This is a genomic window from Rhodoferax sp. (assembly GCF_034519335.1).
GTDB lineage: Bacteria > Pseudomonadota > Gammaproteobacteria > Burkholderiales > Burkholderiaceae_C > Allorhodoferax.
In genome coordinates this window covers 117,929-139,998 of sequence record NZ_JAXHOL010000035.1, presented here as the reverse complement: position 1 = coordinate 139,998, position 22,070 = coordinate 117,929, and the positions used below count along the sequence as shown (strand labels likewise).

The window sequence follows — 22,070 nt, the reverse complement described above, 5'->3', positions numbered from 1 at the left end:
TGTGACGCCAAACACCATCTATCGTCGCGCATAAGCACCAATCGGGAGATAGAGCCCAACTCAGTCCCATGCGCAACTCGCGGGAAGAAGAGGTTGCGCGCAATCGCAGACCGTGGCACTTTAGTGGCCGCAAATCAAGCATGCCGTGCAGATTATCAGTCCTTCCCAACCCACGACACGCCCACCGAGTCGCTTCGACAACACTCACACATCAAGAAAATGCGAAACGTGTCCCCGGCCGGCGAGTCAGAGCCAAATGCGCGGAAATACTCGCCGCTACTGAGCAGCGCCTCCCCAATCCCATTAAGTCGCAACACACCCACGGCAATCGGCAATCTCCCGCTAACATAAGGTTGAGCTGTGCAACGTCGCCTATCGTTCTCCTACTCCATACCTCAGGCGACGAACCGAAGCACTGTTCGGCACGCTCAAAGCTGTGGCTCCCTTCCTCACCAAGCGGCCCCAACGTCAGCGCAAGGCAAGACTGGCGACAACTTCAAGCGTGTTGACTTGGCTAGGAATAGGCGAAACGCGGGCAGTCCTTAGTCTCTTCATAGGCCCCAAGCGCCACCGCTCAAGCGCCGGCGGTTCTCGCGCAACCTTGGCGCAAAGCAGCCCTTCTACCCAACTATTTCCACACACCCACCTGCAGCGGCCCGTGGTTGCAGGGTGTGCCGGTCAATTTGGAGATTGCCGTTCACCCAGGTGATGTGTTCGCCGTTGGCCTGCCCGAGGTCATTGAGGCGGTAGTACTCTTCCACCTGCACCCAGGTGTCTTCTTGTATGGTCAGCACGGTGCCACTGCCCATTTTGGGTTCGCCAGCCCAACCTTCGTCCAGGCTGCCGTCGCTGCGCACAATGCCGCCCTGCACACTGGTCAAGCGTTTGTCGCTGGAATAGCGGTTGACGCTGGGCCCGTCGGGGTAGTAGCTGGAGTAGTACTTGGGCTTGCCGCCGTAGCAGGGGCTGCCGTGGGCCCCCGCCGCCTCCATGCCGCTGCGGTTGAACTTGAGTTGCACCATGCGGCCCCCGTGGGTTCGGAATTTGAGCCGGTAGCTCAGGTACAGCTCTTGGGTGCTGAAGCCTGTGACGGCAATGTGGGGGAATGACTCCTCCACGTCGCTGGTGGACACGGCGCCGAAGTGCCCTTGGTGTTTGAGCGATTTGCCGCTGCCAAACGCCACGCTGTCGTCCACCGTGGTGCTGCCGCCGAAGCCGCCATAGTTGGTGTAGCCAAAGCTGGCCGGTGCCGCACCGGTGGTACGGGTGTCAAAGTCTTCAAACCGCAGCGGCGCGGCCTGGGGTTTGCTGCCAAAGTGGCTGCCATGGACGGTGACAGTCTGCTGGTGCAGCAGCGAGCCCACCACCCCCGAGATGCTGGGCGCGGGCAGCGGTGTGGTGTTGGCAGCGGCGGGGGCAGCATCGCCCCCGTCCGCACCTCCACCGCCACATGCGCTCAGTACCAGGCAGAGTGTCAGCAGGCTGCAGAGGCGGTGTGTCCGGTGGGAGCAATGCTGGTGCATGGCGGCCTTAGTACTGGTGGCCACGCTGGGTACGCCGTGTGTCGCCTTCCGGCAGGCCGGTGCGCGGGCCGCTGCCCAACAGCGGGCTGGCATTGCCATAGGTACTGCCAGAGGCAACCGTGTCCATGCCATAGGTGCCTTGCCAGGTGGCCCATGACATGTCGCGCGCCGTGCACTCGGAGTCCTTGAAGGCCAGGGCGTGGCTGGACGCAATCAGGTTGCTGCCCGCCGCCAGGTTGGTGGTGAAGGTGGCGGGCACCGAAGCTTGGCAGGACAGCCCGTAGTAGGGGGCTACGCTCCCCGCGTCAATGATGTTGTGCGAGATGCGGGTGCCATAGCTGCTGGTGTTGAACGGCCCCCAGCTGAAGGAGACGTGCTGCCCGGCCAGGGTGTTGTGGTGCACGTCCAGGTCGCGCATGTAGCAGCTGGCCTGGAAGCACTGGGTGCCCAGGTAGATACCGGCGTTCACCAGCAGGTTGTGGTGGATGTGCACCTTGTCGGCATTGGCCTGGCCGCTGATCTGGATGCCATTGGACCGCGCGTTGCTGCTGGCAAACATGATGTAGTTTTCGCGGTAGGTGTTGTTCTGCGAGTTGTCCTTGTCGTGGATGCCGCCGGTGGTTGCGCCCAGGCGGATCTGGTTGTTTTCCACCAAAGACTCTCCGGCGTCAAACAGCGTGAGGGCATAGGCGCCAGAGCTTTTCATGCGGTAGGTGCCAAAGTCGTTGTCTTGCACCAGCAGCTTGTGGCGCCAGGTTGCGGCGGTATCGCCCCAGCCATGAATAAACGCAGGGTTCTCGCTGGGGTTGTTGCCCTCCTCACCGTCTACAAACCGCACGTTGCGAATCACCAGGCCCGCCCGGCTCGGATCGCTGACGATGCCGTATTGGCGCGCATGCAGGATGTCCAGGCCTTCGATGCGCGCCATGGGCAGGCTGGTGCTGTTGACGGTGATGTTGGCGCTGTAGTTCAGGTCCAGGCGGACCACTTCGTCCGGATAGGCCACGAGTTGCTTGGCCCGGGTGTCCCGCAGGCTGATGGCCGTTGGCGTGTAAGTGCCTGCGCGTAGCATCAGCACCTGGTTGGCGCTGGACTGCGCTTGCGCATAGGCAATGCTGCGGTAGGGCAGTGCGCGGCTGCCGCGTCCGCTGCTGTCTTGCCCGTCGGGGGCCACAAACAGAAAGCGCCCAGCAGACGATTCAATGGTGAAGCTCTGTTGCAGGGTCTTGCTTGGGCTGCCGCTGTCACTCGCCTCCAGGGTCAGCACATAGCTGCCCTCCAGGGTGGGGGTAAAGCGCACCGTGCCCCGGCGGGCGTCCAGGCTGACGCCGGTTGTGGCCTGCGCCACGCCGTTCAGCGTCAGGCCCACCAAGCGAAAGGCATAGGGAAAGATACCGCCCACCACACCCGGCCGGCTTTCGTACGGAATGCCCGGATACGCCACGTCGCGCAGGCCAAAGCTGGCGCTCAGTGCGTTGTTGGGAAGCGTGGCCGGCAGGCTCAGTGCTGCCGCCGTGGTGTGGACGCAGCGCACAAACACGGGTGCCCCATCGGTCGCCACGCTGGCCGGTGCCAGTTCGGACACGGCACAGTGTTGGCCGTTGGGCTGGGTGGCGATACGCAGGTTCAGCGGGCTACCGCCCGGGACTTGGTCGAAGGTATAGGGGCCATTGAGCTCAACGGGGATGCGATGGGAGCCGTGGGCAAGCTCCAGTTCGGCACCCAAAGCCAGCCCTTGCACCCGGACCTGCAGGCTCGCCGCAGCGGAGGGGGCCGGGTCACCGCTACCACCGCCGCCACCGCAGGCACTGAGCAGGCCCAATGTGGCCAAACTGCAGCAGGCGAGCCACTGTTGCAGGCGTAGTGTCCGGTTCACGCCTATTTCCCGTCGGCGGATCGCAAGCGGGCAATCAGCTCCTGTTGCGCCTGCAAGGCCGCAGCGATGAGGTCCGGGTCGTCCAGCGACCGCGCGCGTTGCACGCGCAAGTCAAACCAGGTGCGGGCGCCCACGGGGTCGCCCTGCTCGCAGTCCAGCACGCCCAGCTGAAACAGGCAGTCGGCTTCGGTTTCGTAATCCTGTGCGCTTTGGGCCAGGGCCAGGCGGCGCTGCAGGTAGCGCTGACTTTCGCCAAACTGCTGCAATTCGTAGGTGTTCTGGGCAAGGTTGTTGAGCAAATTGCACAGCGCGTGGGTGTCGGATTCGTAAAACAGTCTCGCGTCGTGCAGCAGGCGGGTATTGCAGGCCAGTGCCTCCATGTGTTGCCCGGCCTCGTGCAAGAGGTAGCCGAGTTTTTCGCGTAGCGCCAGGCTCTGCTCGTCACTGAGCCACGGGCTGGGCTCGGTGGACAGGGCGGTTTGCAGATGGTGCAGCGCCAGCGCCGTTTCGCCTTCCTCATCGGCCGCACAGGCCATGCGGTAGTGCAAGTAGAAACAGGATTCCGTGTCCATGAAGGGTTGGCTGCTGTGGACATGGAGCGCCAATGCGCCGTAGTGCAGCACGGACTCGCTGTCCCCACGCTTGGTTTGCAGGCGGGTGAAGGTCTCGAACAGCCAGCCGCGCTGCGCAGAGTGCGCAGGCAGGCCCAGTGCTTGGGCCTCCAGCGCCTGCAGCTCCTGGTACATGGCCGACCCGGAAAACAGGCTCCCTTCCTCCAGCAGGGTGGCGCGCAGGCTCGCCAGGGTGGCATCGAAGTCTTGCTGGCGTGGCACAGGGGCAGAGAAGAGGTTACGGATGAATTGCATGTTTTATGAGTCTTTTAGGCCTCAAGGCCTTATGAAATATGCGCAAACAGCTATTCTTTCAGGAGCATTTCTGGGTGGCTGCAGACCCTTTGGCAGTGTGTCCCAGCGCACAGGCTTTGGCTTGAATCCATGCGACAAACCGCCTTCGCCGGGGGCTCAGGCCGCTTCGGGAAGCAGCCCACCCCGTGCGGCCTGGCGCAACAGGCTGGGCGCCATGCCGCAGGCCGCACCAAACGCCCGGCTCATGTGGGAAAGGTCGGAAAAGCCGGTCTGGTGTGCAACCTCAGTGAGGCTGCGTGTGCCACGCACACCGTGTGTGGCGCTCAGCAGGCGCACGGTTTGGCGCACGGCTTCGGCGGTGAGGCCTTCTTCGCGCAGGCGGCGTTCCAGGGTGCGGTGGTGGCAGCCCAATTGGTGCGCGGCCAGGGGGATAGGAATGGGGCCCTGGGCTTCAAACACCCCAGCCAACTGCGCGGCGGCGAGCCGCTCTACGCCCAAGACCCTGGCCAGGCTTGAGAGTGGGCGCAAGCCCGCAGGCGCCATGCCCATGGCGTTTTTCCGCGTCTGGGCCAACAAGGTTTCCATGGTGCTTACCACCCCGGCGCGGCACAGGGCAGGATCGGTATCGCTGGCCAGCAGCTCGCGGTGTACTTGCAGTTGCTGGTGGGCGGTGGGGGACAGGGCAATGGTGGTGCGCACCCCGACCTGCGCCGAGCGGGTATAGGCATTGAGTGCCCAGGCCGTATTTGCCGGCAGGGTGAGCTGCCCCATGGTCTGGACAACCGGGTTGAGGTCTGTGGCCAGCCAATCCTCTACCCAGCGCTGTACCGTGCTTTCGCTGGTACGCCTGCGCTTGGCCTCGGCGCCTGCCATCAGGTAGCGGCTGTAAGGCAAGTGGCCGTCCAGGCTGTGGCTGACCGCCGCCGCAAACCGACGCGCCGGTGTCCAGCCTGCGCGGGCTTCAAGTGCGTGCACGACGACGTGGTAGGCCAGGCGGGTGCTCATGGTGAGGGCAGCGGTGTTTGGCTTGGGTCAATGAAAAGCAGCAATCTAAGCCGAAATCGGTTTCATGGCGCTTTTCTCACCTTGCCACCACGTAACAAGCTGTAAGCTCGTGGCGCCTTGTACTCACTCCGAGACTCTGAAAGAATGCCCCGAAGCCTAGGCTGCCCGGGCCTTGATAAGGAATACGACCATGAACACCATGTCCTTGATGCGCCTTTTCACGATCCGCTTGCGCATGCTTGGCGCCATTGCCATGGTCTTGACCCTGCTGGGCGTCGTGGGTGCCGGCGGCCTGTGGGGTATGGCCCAAATTCAGGCGGAGAGTGATGTTTTCCTGGAAAACTCCTTCGCCGAGGTGCAGCACCTCACGCAGCTCCGTTCTGCACTGAGTGCGGTGCGCATGGCCGAAAAAGACATGATCATTGAGTACGAGCGCACCAACGAGGTGGAAAAAGCCTACACCCGCTGGAAAGCGGCGCTGGACCAGACCAACAAGGTGGCCGCCGAGTTTCTGGTCGGCGATGACGACCCCGACAATGTGATCATTCGCGCCATGGAGGGCAACCTCAAAACCTATGCGCAGCAGTTTGAGCCCGTGGCCAACCAGCTCAAAAGCAGCGGGTACGAATCTGCCACCACGGCCAACCGCATGAGCCAGAAGGCACTGGCCGAGGTCGACAAGGTGGAGCAACAGCTCAAAGAGCTGGATGTAGTGCTGAAGACTGAGGCGGAAGGCGCGATTGCGAATCAGAAAGCCGTTGGCAGCGTCATCAAGTGGATTTTTGTTGCCGCACTGGTGGTGGCGACTTTGGTGGTGGTGCCGCTCACCATTCTCAATATGAATTCGATCTGCAAGCCCCTGGAGCAGGCACGCCAGCTGGCCCAAGCCATTGCAGGGGGCGATCTGTCCCAGCGCGTGGTGGTGAACGGCAAGGACGAGGTGGCCGACCTGCAGCGCACCCAGCAGGCCATGCAAGAAGGCCTGAGCGCCTTGGTTTCGCAGGTGCGCAACGCCAGCGAGAGCGTGGCGCTGGCGAGCCAGGAAATTGCCTCGGGCAACCAAGATTTGTCCATGCGCACCGAAAAGTCGGCCGGAAGCGTTCAAGAAACGGTCACGTCGCTGGCCGACCTCACGACCAATGTGCAGCAGACGGCCCATTCCGCCCAAACTGCACGCCAGCTGTCCGACTCCGCATCTTCTCTCGCGGTGCGCGGTGGCCAAGTCGTCACCCAGGCGGTGGGCAGCATGCACGAGATCTCTGCATCCAGCAGCAAGATCAGCGACATCATTGGCCTGATCGATTCCATCGCGTTCCAGACCAACATCCTGGCGCTGAACGCCGCGGTGGAAGCCGCCCGTGCCGGTGAGCAGGGTCGTGGGTTCGCCGTGGTGGCCTCGGAGGTGCGTAGCCTGGCCAAACGTTCAGCCGATGCCGCACAAGAGATCAAGGTTTTGGTGGGCAGTAGCGTGACTGCGGTTACTGGTGGCGTAAAGCTGGTGGAAGAAGCTGGCGCCGCCATGCAGGAAATGGTGGTGGGGGTGCAGCGGGTGGGCAACATCATTGGTGAAATCACCACGGCGTCCGCTGAGCAATCCACCGGCATTGCCCAAGTCAATGCCTCGGTCGGACAGATTGACCAGGCCACGCAACAAAACGCGGCGCTGGTGGAGCAGTCTGCCGCCGCCGCCGAGTCTTTGCGTGAGCAGGCCGAGCGCTTGGCCCAGGTGGTGCGCCAGTTCCGCTTGCAAGACAGCGCGCGAGCTTAAGCCCAGCGGTGCACGTCCGCAGCGATCGCGGCATGCGGCAGACCTGGGTCTTGGCGCTGGCCTTGTCCTTGGGCGCTGCTGTTTCTCTGGGCATTACCCGGTTCGCCTATGGTCTGCTGCTGCCGGCCATGCGCGCTGATCTGGGCTGGAGCTACACACTGGCCGGCGCCATGAACACCGCCAATGCCTTGGGCTACTTTCTGGGCGCGTTGGCCACGCCCTGGCTCATGCGCCGCGTCGGGCCGTCGGCCCTGCTGTGGGGCGGCGCCATGCTGGCCAGCGCTTTTATGGGCCTTAGCGGGTTTTTTACCGATGCGCAGCCGTTGCTGCTGCAGCGCCTGCTTGCGGGAGTCGCCAGTGCATTGGTGTTCATCGCCGGTGGGCTATTGGCAGCCCGCTTGGGCGCCAGGCATCCACAGCACAGCGGACTGCTGCTGGGGATGTATTACGGGGGGACCGGCTTGGGCATCGTGTTGTCTGCCTTGTTGGTGCCCTGGTTGCTCGAAGTTACGTTGGCGCAGACCCACGGCTGGCGGTGGGCTTGGTGGATGTTAGCGCTGGCTTGCGCTGCCGCCAGCGCTGTGCTGGTGTGGCCAGCTCGCGTGATGGCGCGCTGGGAAGCTCCCGCGGCGGTCTCTGGTGTTGCAGCACTGACGTTTCGCTGGCACCAGTTTGCCTTTGGCCTGGCTGGCTACACCCTGTTTGGCGTGGGCTACATCGGTTACATGACCTTTGTGGTGGCGCTGTTGCGGGCGCAGGGCAGCACGGCGCTGGCGGTTACCGTGTTTTATGCACTGCTGGGGCTGGCCGTGGTGGCATCCAGCCGTATCTGGGCGGGGCTGCTGGACCGCCACAAGAATGGCCGAGCCTTGGCCACCCTCAACGGGCTGTTGGGTGTGGCTACGGTTGTGCCCGCCTTAACCCAGTGGTGGCCGATGGTCCTGGCGTCGGGGTTGCTGTTTGGTGCGGTTTTCTTGTCGGTGGTCGCGTCCACGACCGCGTTGGTGCGCCACAACCTGCCGCCTGCGGCTTGGGCCGCAGGCATCAGCGCCTTCACCACTGTGTTTGCTGCCGGACAAATTGTGGGGCCCACGGTAGTGGGCTGGATTGCCGATGGCCCTGGAGGCCTTGCACGCGGGCTGGTGTTTTCGGCAGCCGCCTTATGGCTGGGGGCCGCGCTGGCCACCCGCCAAAAGGCCTTGGCTTAGGCCGTCGCCCCGGCGCGGCCTTCCACAAAAGCCACCATCACGCGGGCAAAGTCAGTGCCCTCGTGGCCCTGTGCCAGGCTTTCGATGCTGGCGGTGTAGTGTTCGTCACCCAGCAAAGCGCGGCGCTTGTTGAGCAGGTGGGCACTGTAGTCTTCTACAAATTCAGGGTGAGGCTGGATGCACAGCACCTCTTGGCCTTTGGCGTAGGCTGCAATCGGGCAGCGATCACTGCTGGCCAACAGCGTGGTACCGGCGGGAAGCTCCAGCACCTGGTCTTGGTGGCTGGCCAGCAAGGCAAAGCTCTCGCGCTCGCCTTCGGGCAGCAGGTCTTTGGCGTGCCAGGCGTAGGTGTTGCGTCCGGTGACCCAGCCTTGCGGCGCGCGACCCACTTTGGCGCCCATGCACAGGGCGATGAGTTGGTGGCCAAAACATACACCCAGCAGTTTGGTGTCGGTCTCCAGCAGCTCGGTCACGCGGCGGCGCAGTTCTACCACCCAAGGCTCGTCGGAAAAAGAGTCGGCCTTGCTACCGGTCAGCAGCACCGCGTCGTAGTCGGCAAATGAATCGGGGTACTCACCTAGCGGCGTGCTGAAGCGTTCCATGGTCCAGCTGGTGGCGCCTGCGTCGCGCAGCACGCGCTCCATCATGGCGGCATAGTTGCCGTAAGTGGGTACCAGGGCCGGGTCAATCGTGTCGTTGTCCAGAATGCAGAGTTTCATGGCCCTAATTTTCGCAGTTTCGCCCTGAAAACCACAGCCAGCAGGGTCTTTGGAGCGTAAATAGGGCCTGATTTAGCCTGTCGTGCTACATTAAGCAGTCGCTTGACAGGCGATTGGCCGTGTTCTGGTAGGCATACCGCAACACATCCACCCCCGGCAGTGGGGTTGCCAATCGAGCCCAGATGTCGGCGACCTGCAGCCGCCCTCTCACGGCACCGCAGCTTTTCTCTTTTGAGCACTTTGCCTCTGCCGTGGCCGGTGCGTTTGTACTTTTTAATGATTCAGAACCACAATAAGATCGCTTCTTTGCATCCCGTTACCATCGGCAAATACCGCATTGCCGCTTGCTCCAAGCCGCTCCTTAGCGGCCGTTTTGGAGCACAAGTATCCATTGCCAGCGGACGCGGCAGCGCGTCAACCGACCGTGTCATGAGCTTTCATGACGACTTTTCCACGCCTGACGCAGCGGCCCATTACGCCATTGCGCAAGGCATCCACTGGGTGCACAGTGCTACCCGCACCCAGTAAGCTACTGCATAAAGGAAACCACCATGGCCAAAGAAGACCTGATTGAGATGATGGGCGTTGTCAACGAAGTGTTGCCCGACACCCGTTTTCGCGTGACCCTGGACAACGGTCACCAGTTGATCGCCTACTCCGCCGGCAAGATGCGCAAGAACCACATCCGCATCTTGGCGGGGGACCGCGTGTCGCTGGAGCTCTCGCCGTACGACCTGAGCAAGGGCCGCATCAACTTCCGTCACATTGAGGGCCGCGGCCCCATGACGCCACGCCGTTAAGACGGCGTTGCCGGGGTCTTGCGCCCCAGTTGTTGAGGCGCAATTATTGGCTGGCTGCGAGTCGGTCCAGCCGGGGCTTGATGACAAAGCCCATGAACAGGCTGACACACAAGCCCACTGGCAGGGACTTGAGGAAGGCGGCGCCCCAGGCGCTGACAAAGCCCGCTGCCAAGCCCCGGTTGCTTAGCGTGACCGCGCTGGCCAGCAGCAACTCCATCATGCATGCGGTGCAGGCCGCCAGAATCAGTTTACGTACCAGGGCACTGTGCCCGGCAAACACCTGCTGCACCTTGCGGTCCAGCACGGCCATGAAGGCAAAGGCCACCAGCATCACTGGCAGCGCCGACAAAAACCCCTGCATCCACCGCACCGTGAAATCGTCGGCAAAGCCGATATTGATCCAGGTGATCACGCCGCTGAGCAGCAGCCCAATGGTGGGCAGGATGAGCAGTGGCGGGACAATGGCACGCAGGCGCGATGGACGGGGTGACGAGGCAGTCTGGGTTGGCATGGTGGTGTTCATTGCTATTTGGTTGATAATGTCAACCAATGTAACTGATAAGGTTGACTTAGTCAACCAAATGCCATGCCCTACCCTTCCAGCCCCCAAGAAGACGCTATCCAAGCTATGCTGCGCATGTTCGAGGCCCTCAAGGCGCAAATGGGGCTGTCCTTGGCGGAGGCGGGCATCACGCTATCGCCCCTGCATTTGCATATATTGAGCCACTGCAAGGCCCATCCAGGTGGGAATCAGCAAGCGCTGGTGCAGGCCAGCACACGCGACAAAGGCCAGATTGCCCGCATCACCAAGGAGTTGGAGGCGCAGGCCCTGTTGCACAGAAGCCCCGACCCGCAAGACGGGCGCAGCCAGATTCTGGAACTAACGCCCGCAGGGCTGGAGGCCTGTGCGCTGTTTGAAGCTCAGCACACGGCATTGGTGCAGCGCATGTTTGCCACGGTGACGCCGGAGCAGCTGGCGGTTTTTACCGATGTAGCCCGTTTGGCTACCGCACAATCGCTATCAAAATAGGAGCATTTCGCGCACTATCCACGGGGGCTAAAGGTCGACTTGACCAAAAACTAGCGGCGCATGCCCAGCCGCAGCGCGCTTGGATGGCCTGGCAGGGCTGCCTGTGCGTTGGTCCAGGCGGGCTCGGCTGTACTATGGTGAGTCGCCCCCAGCTTGAACACCGCCACCACCTGTACCAGCTCATTGGCTTGGCTCTTGAGGCTGCTGGCCGCAGCCGCCATCTGTTCCACCAGCGCCGCGTTCTGCTGCGTGGCCTGGTCCATCTGGCCTACTGCCTCGCCTACTTGGGACACACCGCTGCTTTGCTCGGAGCTGGCTGCGCTGATCTCGCCCATGATGTCGGTGACGCGCTTGATGGCGCTCACCACTTCAGTCATGGTGCTGCCAGCCTGATCGACCAAGGCGGTCCCTTGCTCTACCCGCTCCACGCTGGTGCCAATCAGGGTCTTGATTTCTTTGGCAGCATCCGCGGAGCGGCCAGCCAGGGACCGTACTTCACTAGCCACTACCGCAAAGCCGCGGCCTTGCTCGCCAGCACGGGCAGCCTCTACCGCGGCGTTCAGGGCCAAGATGTTGGTCTGGAAAGCGATGCCGTCGATGACGCTGATGATGTCGGCGATCTTGCGGCTGGACTCATTGATGCCTTTCATGGTTTCGACCACTTGGCCCACGACGTCGCCGCCCTGGATGGCAACTTTGGAGGCACTTAGGGCGAGCTGGTTGGCTTCGCGGGCGGACTCGGCATTCTGTTTGACGGTGGAGCCCAGTTCTTCCATGGAGGCTGCTGTTTCTTCCAGCGCGCTCGCCTGGTGTTCGGTGCGCGCACTCAAGTCGTGGTTACCTTGGGCGATTTCGGCACTGGCAGTAGCCACCGATTCGCTGCCACTGCGAACTTGGGAGACCACTTCAGAGAGCTTGGCTTGCATGCGCTGCAGGGCGGCCATGAGTTGCCCTGTCTCATTGGTCGAATCCACCGAGATTTGCTCCGACAAATTGCCCTCGGCAATCTGGTCTGCCAGAGCGACAACGGTGCGAATCGGCTTGGTGATGGAGCCGATCAGCCATAGCGCAGCCGCTACAGCTACCGCCAATGCCGCCACCATGGCCGTGAGCATAATGGTCCGGGCCTTGGTGGCGTGGTTCTCGCTGTTTACGGCTGCATTGGCTGCGCCTTGTTGGTTCAGCGCGGTAATCTTGGTAACTGTGTCGCCCAAGCGGTCAAAGGTGTCCTTGGCCTCCCCTTCGAGCAGCTTGCGCGCTGGGAATTTTTCGCGTCGTGTGGACATGTCCACAATTTCCTGGTGTTGCGCCAGGTATTTCTTCCAGTCAGCTTCCAGCACATTCGCCAGGGCTTGCTCTTCCGGGGTGTCGACGAGCTTGGCGTAGGTCTGGCGGAAAGCTTCGATGCTGGCCACCTTGGTCACCATGGTGGCGGCAAAGCGCTCCATGGCGCCCTCATCGGTGTTGAGTACGTGTTGGCTGTCCAGCGTACGCAGGTCCGCAATGGCCGCTTTCAGGTTGCCAATCACGGTGACGCTGGGCAGCCAGTCGTCGATGATTTCCTGTGTGCTGCTGCGCATGGCCTGCATCTGTAGCAGTGCCACCAACACCACGCCGACCAACAGGGCCGACAGCAGCGCCATCACCGCGATCAGGCGGGTGGAAATTTTGAGATTGCGAAATTCCATGGCCTGTCTCCTCGTATTTATAAATGGGCCTATTAACTATCCAACAAACAAGTGCGCAGGCAATCCCGGGCTATCGACCTCCACCGCAAACAAAGCGCCGGCCAGGGGCTCGCTGAGCAGGCCAATCTCGCTGGTCTGCTGACTGGCGCTGGTGATGAACAGCGTGCGCAAATCGGACCCGCCAAAGGTGCACGCGGTGACCTGTGTGGCAGGAATACTAATACGTAACAGCTCTTCGCTGGTATCAGGGTCGTGGCTGCTCACAAAGCCGGCCCCAGAGCGGGCCATCCAGATGCGGCCTACTGCATCGGTGCACAAGCCTTGTGCGTGTCCTTCGCCAGGCGCGAGTTGCAGCCATGTGCGAGGCGTGCCGAGGGTTCCTGTGTCGGCGTCAAAGCTGCAGGCCAACACACGCCGCTGAGCGGTATCTGTCATGAACAAGGTCGTATGGTCCAACGACCAGGTCGGCCCGTGGCTGGGGCCGATGCCGCTTTGCAACCGCTGGCAGTGTGAGCCGCCGGTATAGCGGTACAACGCACCTGATGGGACTTGGCTGGTGGCATGTCGGGTGCTGACCCAGAAGCGGCCGCGTGCGTCGCAGCGCCCGTCCCCCAAACGGTTGGCTGGCTGGGCAGGTTCGGCTTGGTGCAGGCGTTGCAGGCGGCCGGAGTCGGGGTCGAACACTGCCAGTTCGTGGCGCAGGGCCAGCAGCAAGCCAGGCCGGCTGGCACATACAGCTACAGCACCAATGCTTTCGTCGAAAGACCAGCTGTCACGCAGCTTGCGCTGCGGATGAAAGCGGTGCAGTTGCCTGCCCGCAGTGTCAACCCAATAAAGTGCATCTTCACGGCTGGACCAGACCGGTCCAGCGCCGCGCAGCGCCTGGGCGGACCAGACGCTGCGCACCTCTGACCGCACAGCAGGCGGTGGATAGCGCTGTGGTGTTGCTTGCAACACCGCGGCCATATCAGTGTGAGTCGCGCGGAACTCCGGCGCCACTGCCTCCGACCAAGAAGTCCAGGTCGGCGCCCAGATGGGCTTGTTGCACAGTCTCAACGTACAGCTTGTACCAGCCACGCTTGGGTTTCTCGGGCGCCTGCCAGGCAGCCAGGCGGTGCGCCAGTTCCTCGTCCGATACTTCCAGGTGCAGCTTGCGCTCAGCCACGTTGAGTTCAATCATGTCGCCGTTCTGCACCACGGCCAGGGGGCCACCGGCCGCCGCTTCGGGGCTGGTGTGCAGCACGGTGGTGCCGTACGCAGTACCGCTCATACGCGCATCAGAAATGCGCACCATGTCGGTAATGCCCTTCTTCAGCACCTTGGGCGGCAGCGGCATGTTGCCGACTTCTGCCATGCCGGGGTATCCGCGCGGACCACAGTTCTTCAGCACCATGATGCTGTTTTCGTCGATGTCCAGGTCTGGATCGTCAATCTTGGCGTGGAACTCTTCAATTGACTCGAACACCACGGCCGGGCCTCGGTGGTGCAGCAGGTGCTTGGAGGCCGCAGACGGCTTGATCACCGCGCCATTGGGAGCCAGATTGCCACGCACCACGGCAATGCCGGCGGCGGGCATGAAGGGTTCGGCTACGGTCTTGATGACTTCGCGGTTGTAGCAAGGCGCGTTTTCCACGTTTTCGCGGATGGTCTTGCCGTTCACGGTCATGACATCGGCGTGCAGCATGGGCAAGATTTCGCGCATCACGGCGGGCAGGCCGCCGGCATAGCAGAAGTCTTCCATCAGGTACTGGCCCGACGGCTGCAGGTTCAGGATGTTGTTCACTTCCGAACCCAGCTTGTCAAAGTCTTCGAGCTTCAGATCCACGCCCAGACGACCGGCGATGGCCAGCAAGTGGATCACGGCGTTGGTAGAGCCTCCGATGGCCGCATTGGTGCGGATGGCGTTCTCGAAGGCCTGGCGGGTCATGATGTGCGACATCTTGATGTCTTGCTTGACCATTTCCACAATGCGGCGGCCGGTGAGCTGGGCCAGGCGTTTGCGGCGGGTGTCGGCAGCGGGGATTGCAGCGTTCTCGGGGAAGGCCATGCCCAAGGCTTCGACCATGCTGGCCATGGTGGAAGCGGTGCCCATGGTCATGCAGGTGCCGCTGGAGCGGTGCATATCGCTCTCGCAGGAAGTGAATTCCTGCATGGTCATTTGACCGCCGCGCACCATCTCGGACATTTGCCATACGCCAGTGCCGGAACCCACGTCCTTGCCACGGAACTTGCCGTTGAGCATGGGGCCGCCGGAAAGGCCAATGGTGGGCAAGTCGCAGCTGGCCGCACCCATCATCAAAGAGGGGGTGGTCTTGTCACAGCCCATGAGCAGCACCACGCCGTCGATGGGGTTGCCACGGATGCTTTCTTCCACGTCCATGGACGCCAGGTTGCGGAACAGCATGGCGGTGGGGCGCAACTGGGTCTCGCCCAGAGACATCACAGGGAATTCGAGCGGGAAGCCACCGGCTTCGTAGACACCGCGTTTGACAAACTCAGCCAGCTCACGGAAGTGGCCGTTGCAGGGTGTGAGTTCGCTCCAAGTGTTGCAAATACCAATGATGGGGCGACCGTCCAGCAGGTCGTGCGGATAGCCCTGGTTCTTGAGCCAGCTGCGGTGCACAAAGCCATCACGGTCTTGACGGCCGAACCAGGCGTGGCTGCGGCGGAATGGGGGCTTTTCGGAGTCCATGGGGTATGCCTCGTTTTGTGGGGAGGAAATTCTCCTCCGGTTCTTGACAGCAGGCATCGTAACAATGCACAGTGATAATAGAAAATGAATTAACTAGCAATTCATATATCTATATTGCAATCAATAAAAAAGGAAAATTATGTCAGCAGTTTCTGGCTTGGCGCAGTACCCAAGTTTGCGCGGTAAAAACGTGTTTATTACCGGAGGCGGAACCGGAATTGGGGCTGCCATGGTTGCTGCGTTTGCGGAGCAAGGCGCGCATGTGGCGTTTGTGGATGTGGCTGCCGCCGAAAGTGAAGCCCTTGCGGCGACGCTGCGCGCGCAGGGTGGTACGGTTTGGTGGCAAACCTGCGACGTACGAGACGTGGCGGCGCTGCAGCGTGCCGTGGGAAGCGCACAAGCAGAGCTGGGCGACTTCTCGGTTCTGGTGAACAACGTCGCCCGGGACGACCGCCACACGCTCGAATCGGTGACCCCCGAGTACTGGGACGAACGCATGGCCGTCAACCAGCGACCGGCTTTCTTTGCCATTCAAGCCGTGGTGCCCGGTATGCGCCGACTGGGCGGCGGTGCCGTGGTGAACCTCGGGTCCACGGGCTGGCAGACCAAGGGCAGTGGCTACCCCTGCTACGCAGTGGCCAAGTCCTCGGTCAACGGATTGACCCGCGGTCTGGCGGACTCTTTGGGGGCAGATCGCATCCGTGTCAACACGGTGTCACCGGGGTGGGTGATGACAGAGCGTCAAATCGCCATGTGGTTGGACGCGGCCGGAGAGGCCGAAATCCAGCGCAACCAGTGCCTGCCTGACAAGCTCCGCCCCTCGGATGTGGCGCGTATGGTGTTGTTTCTGGCCTCTGACGATGGTGCCATGTGCACCGCCCAGGAGTTCAAGGTCGATGCGGGCTGGTCCTGAGTCTGGCGCTCTCAGGCGGGTGGCGGTGTGAAGGTGAATTCTTTGCCATACACCGTCATGGCCGACGCCTTGAGGGCGCGCAACACGACCTCGCCCGCGGGCGACAAAAGGCGGTCGCGCCGGGTGATAAAGCCAAACGGCTCCATATCCAGGGGCAGCACCACGGGCAAGATCGACATGAGGCCGTGGTTGGCGTAATACCGCGCCACATCGACCGCCATCACACTCACCATATCGCTTTGCTGCATCATTTTGCTGATGAACAGCATGGCGCTGGTCTCCACGCTGTTGGTAGGTTGCTGCAGCCCCAGTTCTTGAATCATCAGGTCAAAGCGGTGGCGCAGCATGCTGCCCGCTGGGGGGACGATCCAGCCGTACTGGAATACGTCCTCCAGGCTGGGTTTGATGGCAGTGAGCAGCGGATGACCGGGCCGTGCCACGGCACAAATCGGTTCGTCGCTCACCATCTCATAGCGCAGTGCAGCCTTGTCGTGCTCGGGTGAAAGCCGCCCAACCAGAATGTCCAGTGTGCCGCGATTCAGGCGTTCGATCAGCACGTTGCTAGGCTCGATCTGGATGGTGATGTGCAGGTTGGGGTGGGCCTGCTTGACCGCTGCCACCGTGGGTGGCAGCAACGCCAGGCCAGGCGCCGTGATGGAGCCCAGATTGACCTGGCCAAATTGCCCGCTCTTGGCGGCTTGCAGCTCTTCATGCGCCTGGTTCAGGCTGGCCAGTGCTGCGCGCGCATGGCGAATCATGGTGTCACCGTACCAAGTGGGGCGCATGCCGCGGGGGAGCCGCTCAAACAGCGAGACGCCCAATACGTCCTCCAGGTCCTTCAGTAGCTTGGAGGCCGCAGGCTGGGTCATGTTGAGTACTTGGGCGGCGCGATGAATATTTCCTTCTTCTGACAACGCCACAAGTAGCAGCAACTGCCGTGTTTTGAGGCGAGCGCGCAAGAACCAGTGTGTGTAGTTTGTCATACGAGGGTTATCACCAATCTGTATTTAAGTATCGAATGAGCTGCAAACTATATTAGAAATTAATCTATCACATCTTTATCATCCGGACTCTGCGCCGACCTGGCAAAGACCCCTTGTGAATCAAGTTAATTAAACAGGAGACATCCCATGACAGCACGTAGAAGCACTCTGAAGGCCCTGGTTGCCAGTTTGGCCATCGGCTTGGCATTTGGCAGCACCGTGGCCAACGCCCAAGACAAAGGTCTGGTTGGCGTAGCTATGCCAACCAAGAGCTCCACCCGCTGGATCAGCGACGGCAACAGCATGGTCGCCGCATTGGCTGCCAAGGGCTACAAGGCCGACCTGCAGTACGCCGAAGACGACATTCCCAACCAGTTGGCCCAGATCGAAAACATGATCACCAAGGGTGCGAAGGTGCTGGTGATCGCATCGGTAGATGGATCGACTTTGACCGATGTGCTGCAAAAAGCCGCTGACAAGGGCATCAAGGTTATTTCCTATGATCGCCTGATCGTGGGTTCCAAAAACGTCGATTACTACGCCACGTTCGACAACTTCCAAGTGGGCGTGTTGCAAGCCCAATCCCTGGAAAAGGCTTTGGGCCTGAAAGAAGGCAAGGGTCCTTTCAACATCGAACTGTTCGGTGGTTCCGCTGACGACACCAATGCCTTCTATTTCTACGACGGTGCAATGTCGGTGCTGGACCCCTACATCAAGTCCGGCAAGCTGGTGGTGCGCTCCAAGCAAACCGGCATGCAAAAAGTGGCAACCCTGCGTTGGGACGGTCAAGTGGCCCAGGCCCGTATGGAAAACTTGTTGAGCGCCTACTACGGCAAGGACAAAGTGCACGCAGTTTTGTCGCCTTATGACGGTCTGAGTATTGGTATCCTGTCCGCCCTCAAAGGCGTCGGCTACGGCACCGCTGCACAACCCATGCCTTTCGTGAGTGGCCAAGACGCTGAAGTACCTTCCGTGAAGTCCATCATCCGCAAGGAGCAGTATTCCACTATCTACAAGGACACGCGTGAGTTGGCGAAGGTCGCTGCCAACATGGTGGACGCTGTGATGAGTGGAAAAAAGCCAGAAATCAATGACACCAAGACCTACAACAACAAGGTCAAGGTTGTTCCTTCTTACCTGTTGAAGCCTCTCTCCGTGGATCTGTCCAACTACAAGCAAGTCTTGGTGGGCAGCGGCTACATCAAGGAAGAACAATTGAAGTAACCTCGGCAACGAGCGAAAGAGGCCCTGTGCCCCACAGCACAGGGCTTTTTACATTCTTCCGGGTTCAAGAGAGAACGACAGTCGAGGCAACATGGTCGAACCAATTCTAGAAATGCGTGGAATGCGCAAAACATTCCATGGCGTGACGGCGCTCAGCAACGTGAACCTCACCGTGCTGCCGGGCCAGATTCATGCCATCGTTGGAGAAAATGGCGCGGGCAAGTCCACCCTGATGAAAGTGCTCAGCGGGGTCTACCCCTACGGCGAGTACGAAGGTGAAATTCGCTACCAGGGCCAGGAATGCAAATTCAAGGGCATTCACGACAGCGAAGCCCTTGGCATCATCATCATTCACCAAGAGCTGGCGCTTGTGCCGCTGCTCTCAATCACCGAAAACATTTTTTTAGGCAACGAGCAAGCCAAGGCTGGGGTCATTGACTGGAATGCTTCTTACGTCAAAACCGAGGCTTTGCTACGCAAAGTTGGGCTCCACGAATCTCCCGACACGCTGATTACCAATTTGGGCGTGGGCAAGCAGCAACTGATTGAAATTGCCAAGGCCCTTTCCAAAGAAGTGAAGCTGCTGATCCTGGACGAACCCACGGCCAGCTTGAATGAAAAAGACAGCGATGCCTTGCTGGAACTGCTGCTCGAGCTCAAGCGCCAGGGCATTGCCTGCATCCTGATTTCGCACAAGCTCAACGAAATTGCCAAGGTGGCCGATGCCATCACCGTGCTACGCGACGGTGCCAGCGTGGCCACGCTGGATTGCAGTGAAGGCCCCGCCAACGAGGACACCATCATCCGCAACATGGTCGGCCGCGAGATGGCCGACCGTTACCCCAAGCGCACCCCCAATGTGGGCGACAAGGTGTTTGAGGTCAAGAACTGGACCGTGCACCACGCCGAACACGCGGAACGCAAGGTCATCAAAGGCGTGGACCTGCATGTGAAGCGTGGTGAAATTGTGGGCATTGCCGGTCTGATGGGCGCGGGCCGTACCGAGCTGGCCATGAGTATTTTCGGCCGCACCTATGGGCAAAACACCAGCGGCCAAGTGTTTCTCAATGGCAAAGAGGTGGACACCAGTACGGTGCAAAAAGCCATTAACCATGGCATCGCGTATGTGACCGAAGACCGCAAGGGTTACGGTCTGGTGCTGGATGAAACCATTGCCTGGAACACCACATTGGCCAATCTGCCGGCTGTGGCCAAGCGTGCGGTGGTGAACGAGGGCCAGGAATTCAGCGTAGCCCAAGACTTCCGCAAAAAACTCAATATTCGCAGCCCCAATGTATTTGCCCGCACCGTCAACCTGTCGGGCGGCAATCAGCAAAAGGTGGTGCTGAGCAAGTGGCTTTTTTCAGAGCCCGAGGTGCTGATCCTCGATGAGCCCACCCGCGGCATTGACGTGGGCGCAAAGTATGAGATTTACACCATCATTGCCCAGTTGGCAGCGGAAGGTAAATGCGTGCTCATGATCTCCAGCGAAATGCCGGAGCTGCTGGGCATGTGCGACCGTATCTGCGTGCTCAATGAGGGTGCTTTTGTGGCCGAGTTCTCGGCCGCCGAAGCGACCCAGGAAAAAATTATGCGATCTATCGTGACATCAGGAGTGAATTGACATGGCAACCCCCAACACAGGCGCAACCCCCCCGACCACGGGCGCCGCTGCTTTCCTGAAAAACAACCTGCGCGAGTACGGCTTGTTAATGGCTCTCGTGGTCATCATGGGCTTCTTCCAGGTCATGACCGATGGCACGCTGTTCCAGCCGCTCAATCTGACCAACCTGATCCTGCAAAACAGCTACATCATTGTGATGGCGCTGGGTATGTTGCTGGTCATTGTGGCTGGCCACATCGACCTCTCCGTGGGCTCGGTGTGCGGTTTCATTGGTGCCGTGGCTGCGGTGCTCATGGTGAATTACAACTGGCACTACGTGCCTGCCGCCATCGTTTGCTTGGTACTGGGTGGTGTTATCGGCGCCGCCCAAGGCTATTGGGTGGCGTTTTACAAAATACCGTCGTTCATCGTAACCTTGGCTGGCATGCTGGTGTTCAAGGGCTTGGCGCTGGCCGTGCTGGAAGGCGCGTCCGTGGGACCCTTTCCACCGGAGTTTCAGTTGCTGAGCACCGGCTTTATCCCCGATCCCTTCTCGGGTGAAAACCTGCGCATCGCGTCTCTCATTCTGGGGCTGCTGATTGCGCTGGCGATGTTGATTGCGAAAGTGCGTGACCGCGCGGGTCGCAACCGCCACGGCATGGAAAACGAGCCTTTGGCTATCTTTGCCGTCAAGAACTTGGTGTTCGTGGTCATGATCGTCGCCTTTGCCTACATGCTGTCCACCTACAAGGGATTGCCCAATGTGCTGGTGGTCATGCTGTTGCTGATGCTGGTGTATGACTTCGTGGCTTCCAAGACCACCATTGGTCGCCGCATTTACGCACTGGGCGGCAACGAAAAAGCCGCCCGTCTTGTCCGGTATCCGCACCGAACGCCTGACCTTCTACACCTTCATCAACATGGGTGTGCTGGCTGCCTTGGCCGGTCTGATCTTCGCGGCACGCCTGAACACCGCCACCCCCAAAGCGGGCCTGGGTTTTGAGCTGGACGTGATTGCAGCCTGCTTCATTGGCGGTGCATCCGCTTCGGGTGGTGTGGGCAAGGTGCTGGGAGCCGTGATCGGTGCCTTCATCATGGGCGTCATGAACAACGGCATGTCCATCATGGGCATCGGCATCGACTACCAGCAGGTCATCAAGGGCTTGGTGCTGTTGGCGGCTGTGTGCTTCGACGTCTACAACAAGAACAAATAAGGATTCACCATGTACTCTGCTGCCAATGCCCGTTACAAGGGCGTGTTCCCGGTCGTCCCTACGACCTTCAATGATGCCGGTGAGCTGGACCTGGAAAGTCAGAAGCGTTGCGTCGATTTCATGATCGAGGCTGGCTCCACCGGCCTGTGCATCCTGGCCAATTTCTCCGAGCAGTTTGTGCTGGCTGATGCAGAACGCGAAGTGCTCACCAAAACCATTTTGGAACACGTCAAGGGCCGCGTGCCCGTGATCGTGACGACCACCCATTTCAGCACCCAGATCACCATTGCACGCAGCGTGCAAGCGCAGCAGTGGGGTGCGGCTATGGTCATGGTCATGCCGCCCTACCACGGTGCCACCATCCGCGTGCCCGAAGCGCAGATCTATGAGTACTTCGCCCGCCTGTCGGATGCGATCAACATTCCCATCATGATCCAAGACGCCCCGGTCAGCGGCACGCCGCTGTCCGTGCCCCTGCTGGCCCGCATGGCGCAAGAAATCAAGCAGGTGTCGTACTTCAAGATAGAAACTGCAGGCGCTGCCTCCAAGTTGCGTGAGCTGATCCGCGTCGGTGGTGACGCCATCGAAGGGCCGTGGGATGGTGAAGAAGCCATTACCCTCATGCCCGACCTGGATGCGGGGGCCACTGGCGCCATGACTGGTGGTGCTTATCCAGACGGTATCCGCAAGATTGTGGATGCCTATGCAGCAGGCAAGCGTGAAGAGGCCGCAGCCCACTACGAAAAGTGGCTACCGCTCATCAACTATGAGAACCGCCAAGGCGGCATCCTGACCGCCAAGGCCTTGATGAAAGCCGGCGGTGTGATCGCCTCTGAAGCAGGCCGCCATCCGTTCCCGGCCATGCACCCCGCAGTGCGCGAAGGCTTGCTCGATACCGCCAAGCGCCTGGACCCCATGGTTCTGCGCTGGGGCAAGTAAAGCCACTACCCACAGGGAG

General features: G+C 60.8%; 19 protein-coding genes and 1 pseudogene. 10 read left to right on the top strand and 10 right to left on the bottom strand.

The features are described 5' to 3' along the window. Positions 1 to 620: 620 nt before the first annotated feature. The 4 genes from U5O12_RS16015 to U5O12_RS16000 form a co-directional block, all read right to left on the bottom strand. Positions 621 to 1,547 (bottom strand): hypothetical protein, encoded by a 927-nt coding sequence (locus tag U5O12_RS16015; RefSeq protein WP_322579601.1) that lies wholly within the window; start codon positions 1,545 to 1,547, stop codon positions 621 to 623. Further along, positions 1,531 to 3,399 (bottom strand): right-handed parallel beta-helix repeat-containing protein, encoded by a 1,869-nt coding sequence (locus U5O12_RS16010; RefSeq protein ID WP_322579600.1) that lies wholly within the window; start codon positions 3,397 to 3,399, stop codon positions 1,531 to 1,533. The genes U5O12_RS16015 and U5O12_RS16010 overlap by 17 nt, the downstream gene beginning before the upstream one ends. 2 nt (positions 3,400 to 3,401) lie before the next feature. Next, positions 3,402 to 4,265, bottom strand: coding sequence for a tetratricopeptide repeat protein (locus tag U5O12_RS16005; RefSeq protein ID WP_322579599.1), 864 nt, complete (start codon positions 4,263 to 4,265; stop codon positions 3,402 to 3,404). 156 nt (positions 4,266 to 4,421) lie between these two features. Further along, positions 4,422 to 5,270: a helix-turn-helix domain-containing protein gene (locus U5O12_RS16000; RefSeq protein WP_322579598.1), complete on the bottom strand. Its 849-nt coding sequence runs from the start codon at positions 5,268 to 5,270 to the stop codon at positions 4,422 to 4,424. A 190-nt stretch (positions 5,271 to 5,460) separates the two neighbouring features. Between U5O12_RS16000 and U5O12_RS15995 the strand changes: the two genes are divergently transcribed. Together U5O12_RS15995 and U5O12_RS15990 are read left to right on the top strand one after the other, a co-directional pair. Further along, the gene (locus U5O12_RS15995; RefSeq protein ID WP_322579597.1) at positions 5,461 to 7,038 is read left to right on the top strand and encodes a methyl-accepting chemotaxis protein; all 1,578 of its coding nucleotides are present in this window, start codon (positions 5,461 to 5,463) and stop codon (positions 7,036 to 7,038) included. 32 nt (positions 7,039 to 7,070) lie between these two features. After that, on the top strand, positions 7,071 to 8,246 hold the full coding sequence (locus U5O12_RS15990) for a YbfB/YjiJ family MFS transporter (RefSeq protein ID WP_322579596.1): 1,176 nt from the start codon (positions 7,071 to 7,073) through the stop codon (positions 8,244 to 8,246). Here the strand turns inward: U5O12_RS15990 and U5O12_RS15985 are convergent. Then, positions 8,243 to 8,965: a glutamine amidotransferase-related protein gene (locus U5O12_RS15985; RefSeq protein ID WP_322579595.1), complete on the bottom strand. Its 723-nt coding sequence runs from the start codon at positions 8,963 to 8,965 to the stop codon at positions 8,243 to 8,245. The genes U5O12_RS15990 and U5O12_RS15985 overlap by 4 nt on opposite strands. A 306-nt stretch (positions 8,966 to 9,271) precedes the next feature. Here U5O12_RS15985 and U5O12_RS15980 point away from each other — a divergent pair, with 306 nt between their 5' ends. Continuing rightward, the gene (locus U5O12_RS15980) at positions 9,272 to 9,493 is read left to right on the top strand and encodes a hypothetical protein (protein ID WP_322579594.1); all 222 of its coding nucleotides are present in this window, start codon (positions 9,272 to 9,274) and stop codon (positions 9,491 to 9,493) included. A gap of 23 nt (positions 9,494 to 9,516) precedes the next feature. Then, on the top strand, positions 9,517 to 9,765 hold the full coding sequence (gene infA, locus U5O12_RS15975; protein ID WP_087495722.1) for a translation initiation factor IF-1: 249 nt from the start codon (positions 9,517 to 9,519) through the stop codon (positions 9,763 to 9,765). A gap of 43 nt (positions 9,766 to 9,808) precedes the next feature. Here infA and U5O12_RS15970 read toward each other — a convergent pair whose 3' ends face one another. Then, positions 9,809 to 10,276 carry a DUF2798 domain-containing protein gene (locus tag U5O12_RS15970; protein WP_322579593.1) on the bottom strand — a complete coding sequence of 156 codons (468 nt, stop codon included), beginning with the start codon at positions 10,274 to 10,276 and terminating at the stop codon, positions 9,809 to 9,811. Positions 10,277 to 10,351: 75 nt separating this feature from the next. Here U5O12_RS15970 and U5O12_RS15965 point away from each other — a divergent pair, with 75 nt between their 5' ends. Beyond that, positions 10,352 to 10,795: a MarR family winged helix-turn-helix transcriptional regulator gene (locus tag U5O12_RS15965; RefSeq protein WP_322579592.1), complete on the top strand. Its 444-nt coding sequence runs from the start codon at positions 10,352 to 10,354 to the stop codon at positions 10,793 to 10,795. A 50-nt stretch (positions 10,796 to 10,845) separates the two neighbouring features. Here U5O12_RS15965 and U5O12_RS15960 read toward each other — a convergent pair whose 3' ends face one another. From U5O12_RS15960 to U5O12_RS15950, 3 genes are read right to left on the bottom strand one after another with little or no spacing between them, the layout of a single operon-like run. After that, the gene (locus U5O12_RS15960) at positions 10,846 to 12,483 is read right to left on the bottom strand and encodes a methyl-accepting chemotaxis protein (RefSeq protein ID WP_322579591.1); all 1,638 of its coding nucleotides are present in this window, start codon (positions 12,481 to 12,483) and stop codon (positions 10,846 to 10,848) included. A gap of 36 nt (positions 12,484 to 12,519) precedes the next feature. Beyond that, positions 12,520 to 13,449, bottom strand: a complete 930-nt coding sequence (locus U5O12_RS15955; protein ID WP_322579590.1) for an SMP-30/gluconolactonase/LRE family protein — start codon at positions 13,447 to 13,449, stop codon at positions 12,520 to 12,522. A 1-nt stretch (position 13,450) separates the two neighbouring features. After that, positions 13,451 to 15,175, bottom strand: coding sequence for an IlvD/Edd family dehydratase (locus U5O12_RS15950; RefSeq protein WP_322579589.1), 1,725 nt, complete (start codon positions 15,173 to 15,175; stop codon positions 13,451 to 13,453). 139 nt (positions 15,176 to 15,314) lie between these two features. On the opposite strand from U5O12_RS15950, the gene U5O12_RS15945 reads away from it, so the two are divergent. Next, positions 15,315 to 16,088 (top strand): SDR family oxidoreductase, encoded by a 774-nt coding sequence (locus U5O12_RS15945; RefSeq protein ID WP_322579588.1) that lies wholly within the window; start codon positions 15,315 to 15,317, stop codon positions 16,086 to 16,088. An 11-nt stretch (positions 16,089 to 16,099) separates the two neighbouring features. On the opposite strand, the gene U5O12_RS15940 is transcribed toward U5O12_RS15945, so the two are convergent. Then, the gene (locus tag U5O12_RS15940) at positions 16,100 to 17,071 is read right to left on the bottom strand and encodes a LysR substrate-binding domain-containing protein (protein WP_322579587.1); all 972 of its coding nucleotides are present in this window, start codon (positions 17,069 to 17,071) and stop codon (positions 16,100 to 16,102) included. Positions 17,072 to 17,218: 147 nt separating this feature from the next. Here U5O12_RS15940 and chvE point away from each other — a divergent pair, with 147 nt between their 5' ends. From chvE to U5O12_RS15920, 4 genes and pseudogenes are all read left to right on the top strand, one after another. Further along, a complete protein-coding gene (gene chvE / locus U5O12_RS15935) occupies positions 17,219 to 18,295 on the top strand; it encodes a multiple monosaccharide ABC transporter substrate-binding protein (protein ID WP_322579586.1) in 1,077 nt (358 codons plus the stop codon). A 91-nt stretch (positions 18,296 to 18,386) separates the two neighbouring features. Further along, positions 18,387 to 19,919, top strand: a complete 1,533-nt coding sequence (mmsA, locus tag U5O12_RS15930; RefSeq protein ID WP_322579585.1) for a multiple monosaccharide ABC transporter ATP-binding protein — start codon at positions 18,387 to 18,389, stop codon at positions 19,917 to 19,919. 1 nt (position 19,920) lies between these two features. Beyond that, positions 19,921 to 21,112, top strand: a pseudogene (gene mmsB / locus U5O12_RS15925) (multiple monosaccharide ABC transporter permease). A gap of 9 nt (positions 21,113 to 21,121) precedes the next feature. Continuing rightward, a complete protein-coding gene (locus U5O12_RS15920; RefSeq protein WP_322579584.1) occupies positions 21,122 to 22,051 on the top strand; it encodes a dihydrodipicolinate synthase family protein in 930 nt (309 codons plus the stop codon). The last annotated feature ends 19 nt before the right edge of the window (positions 22,052 to 22,070 follow it).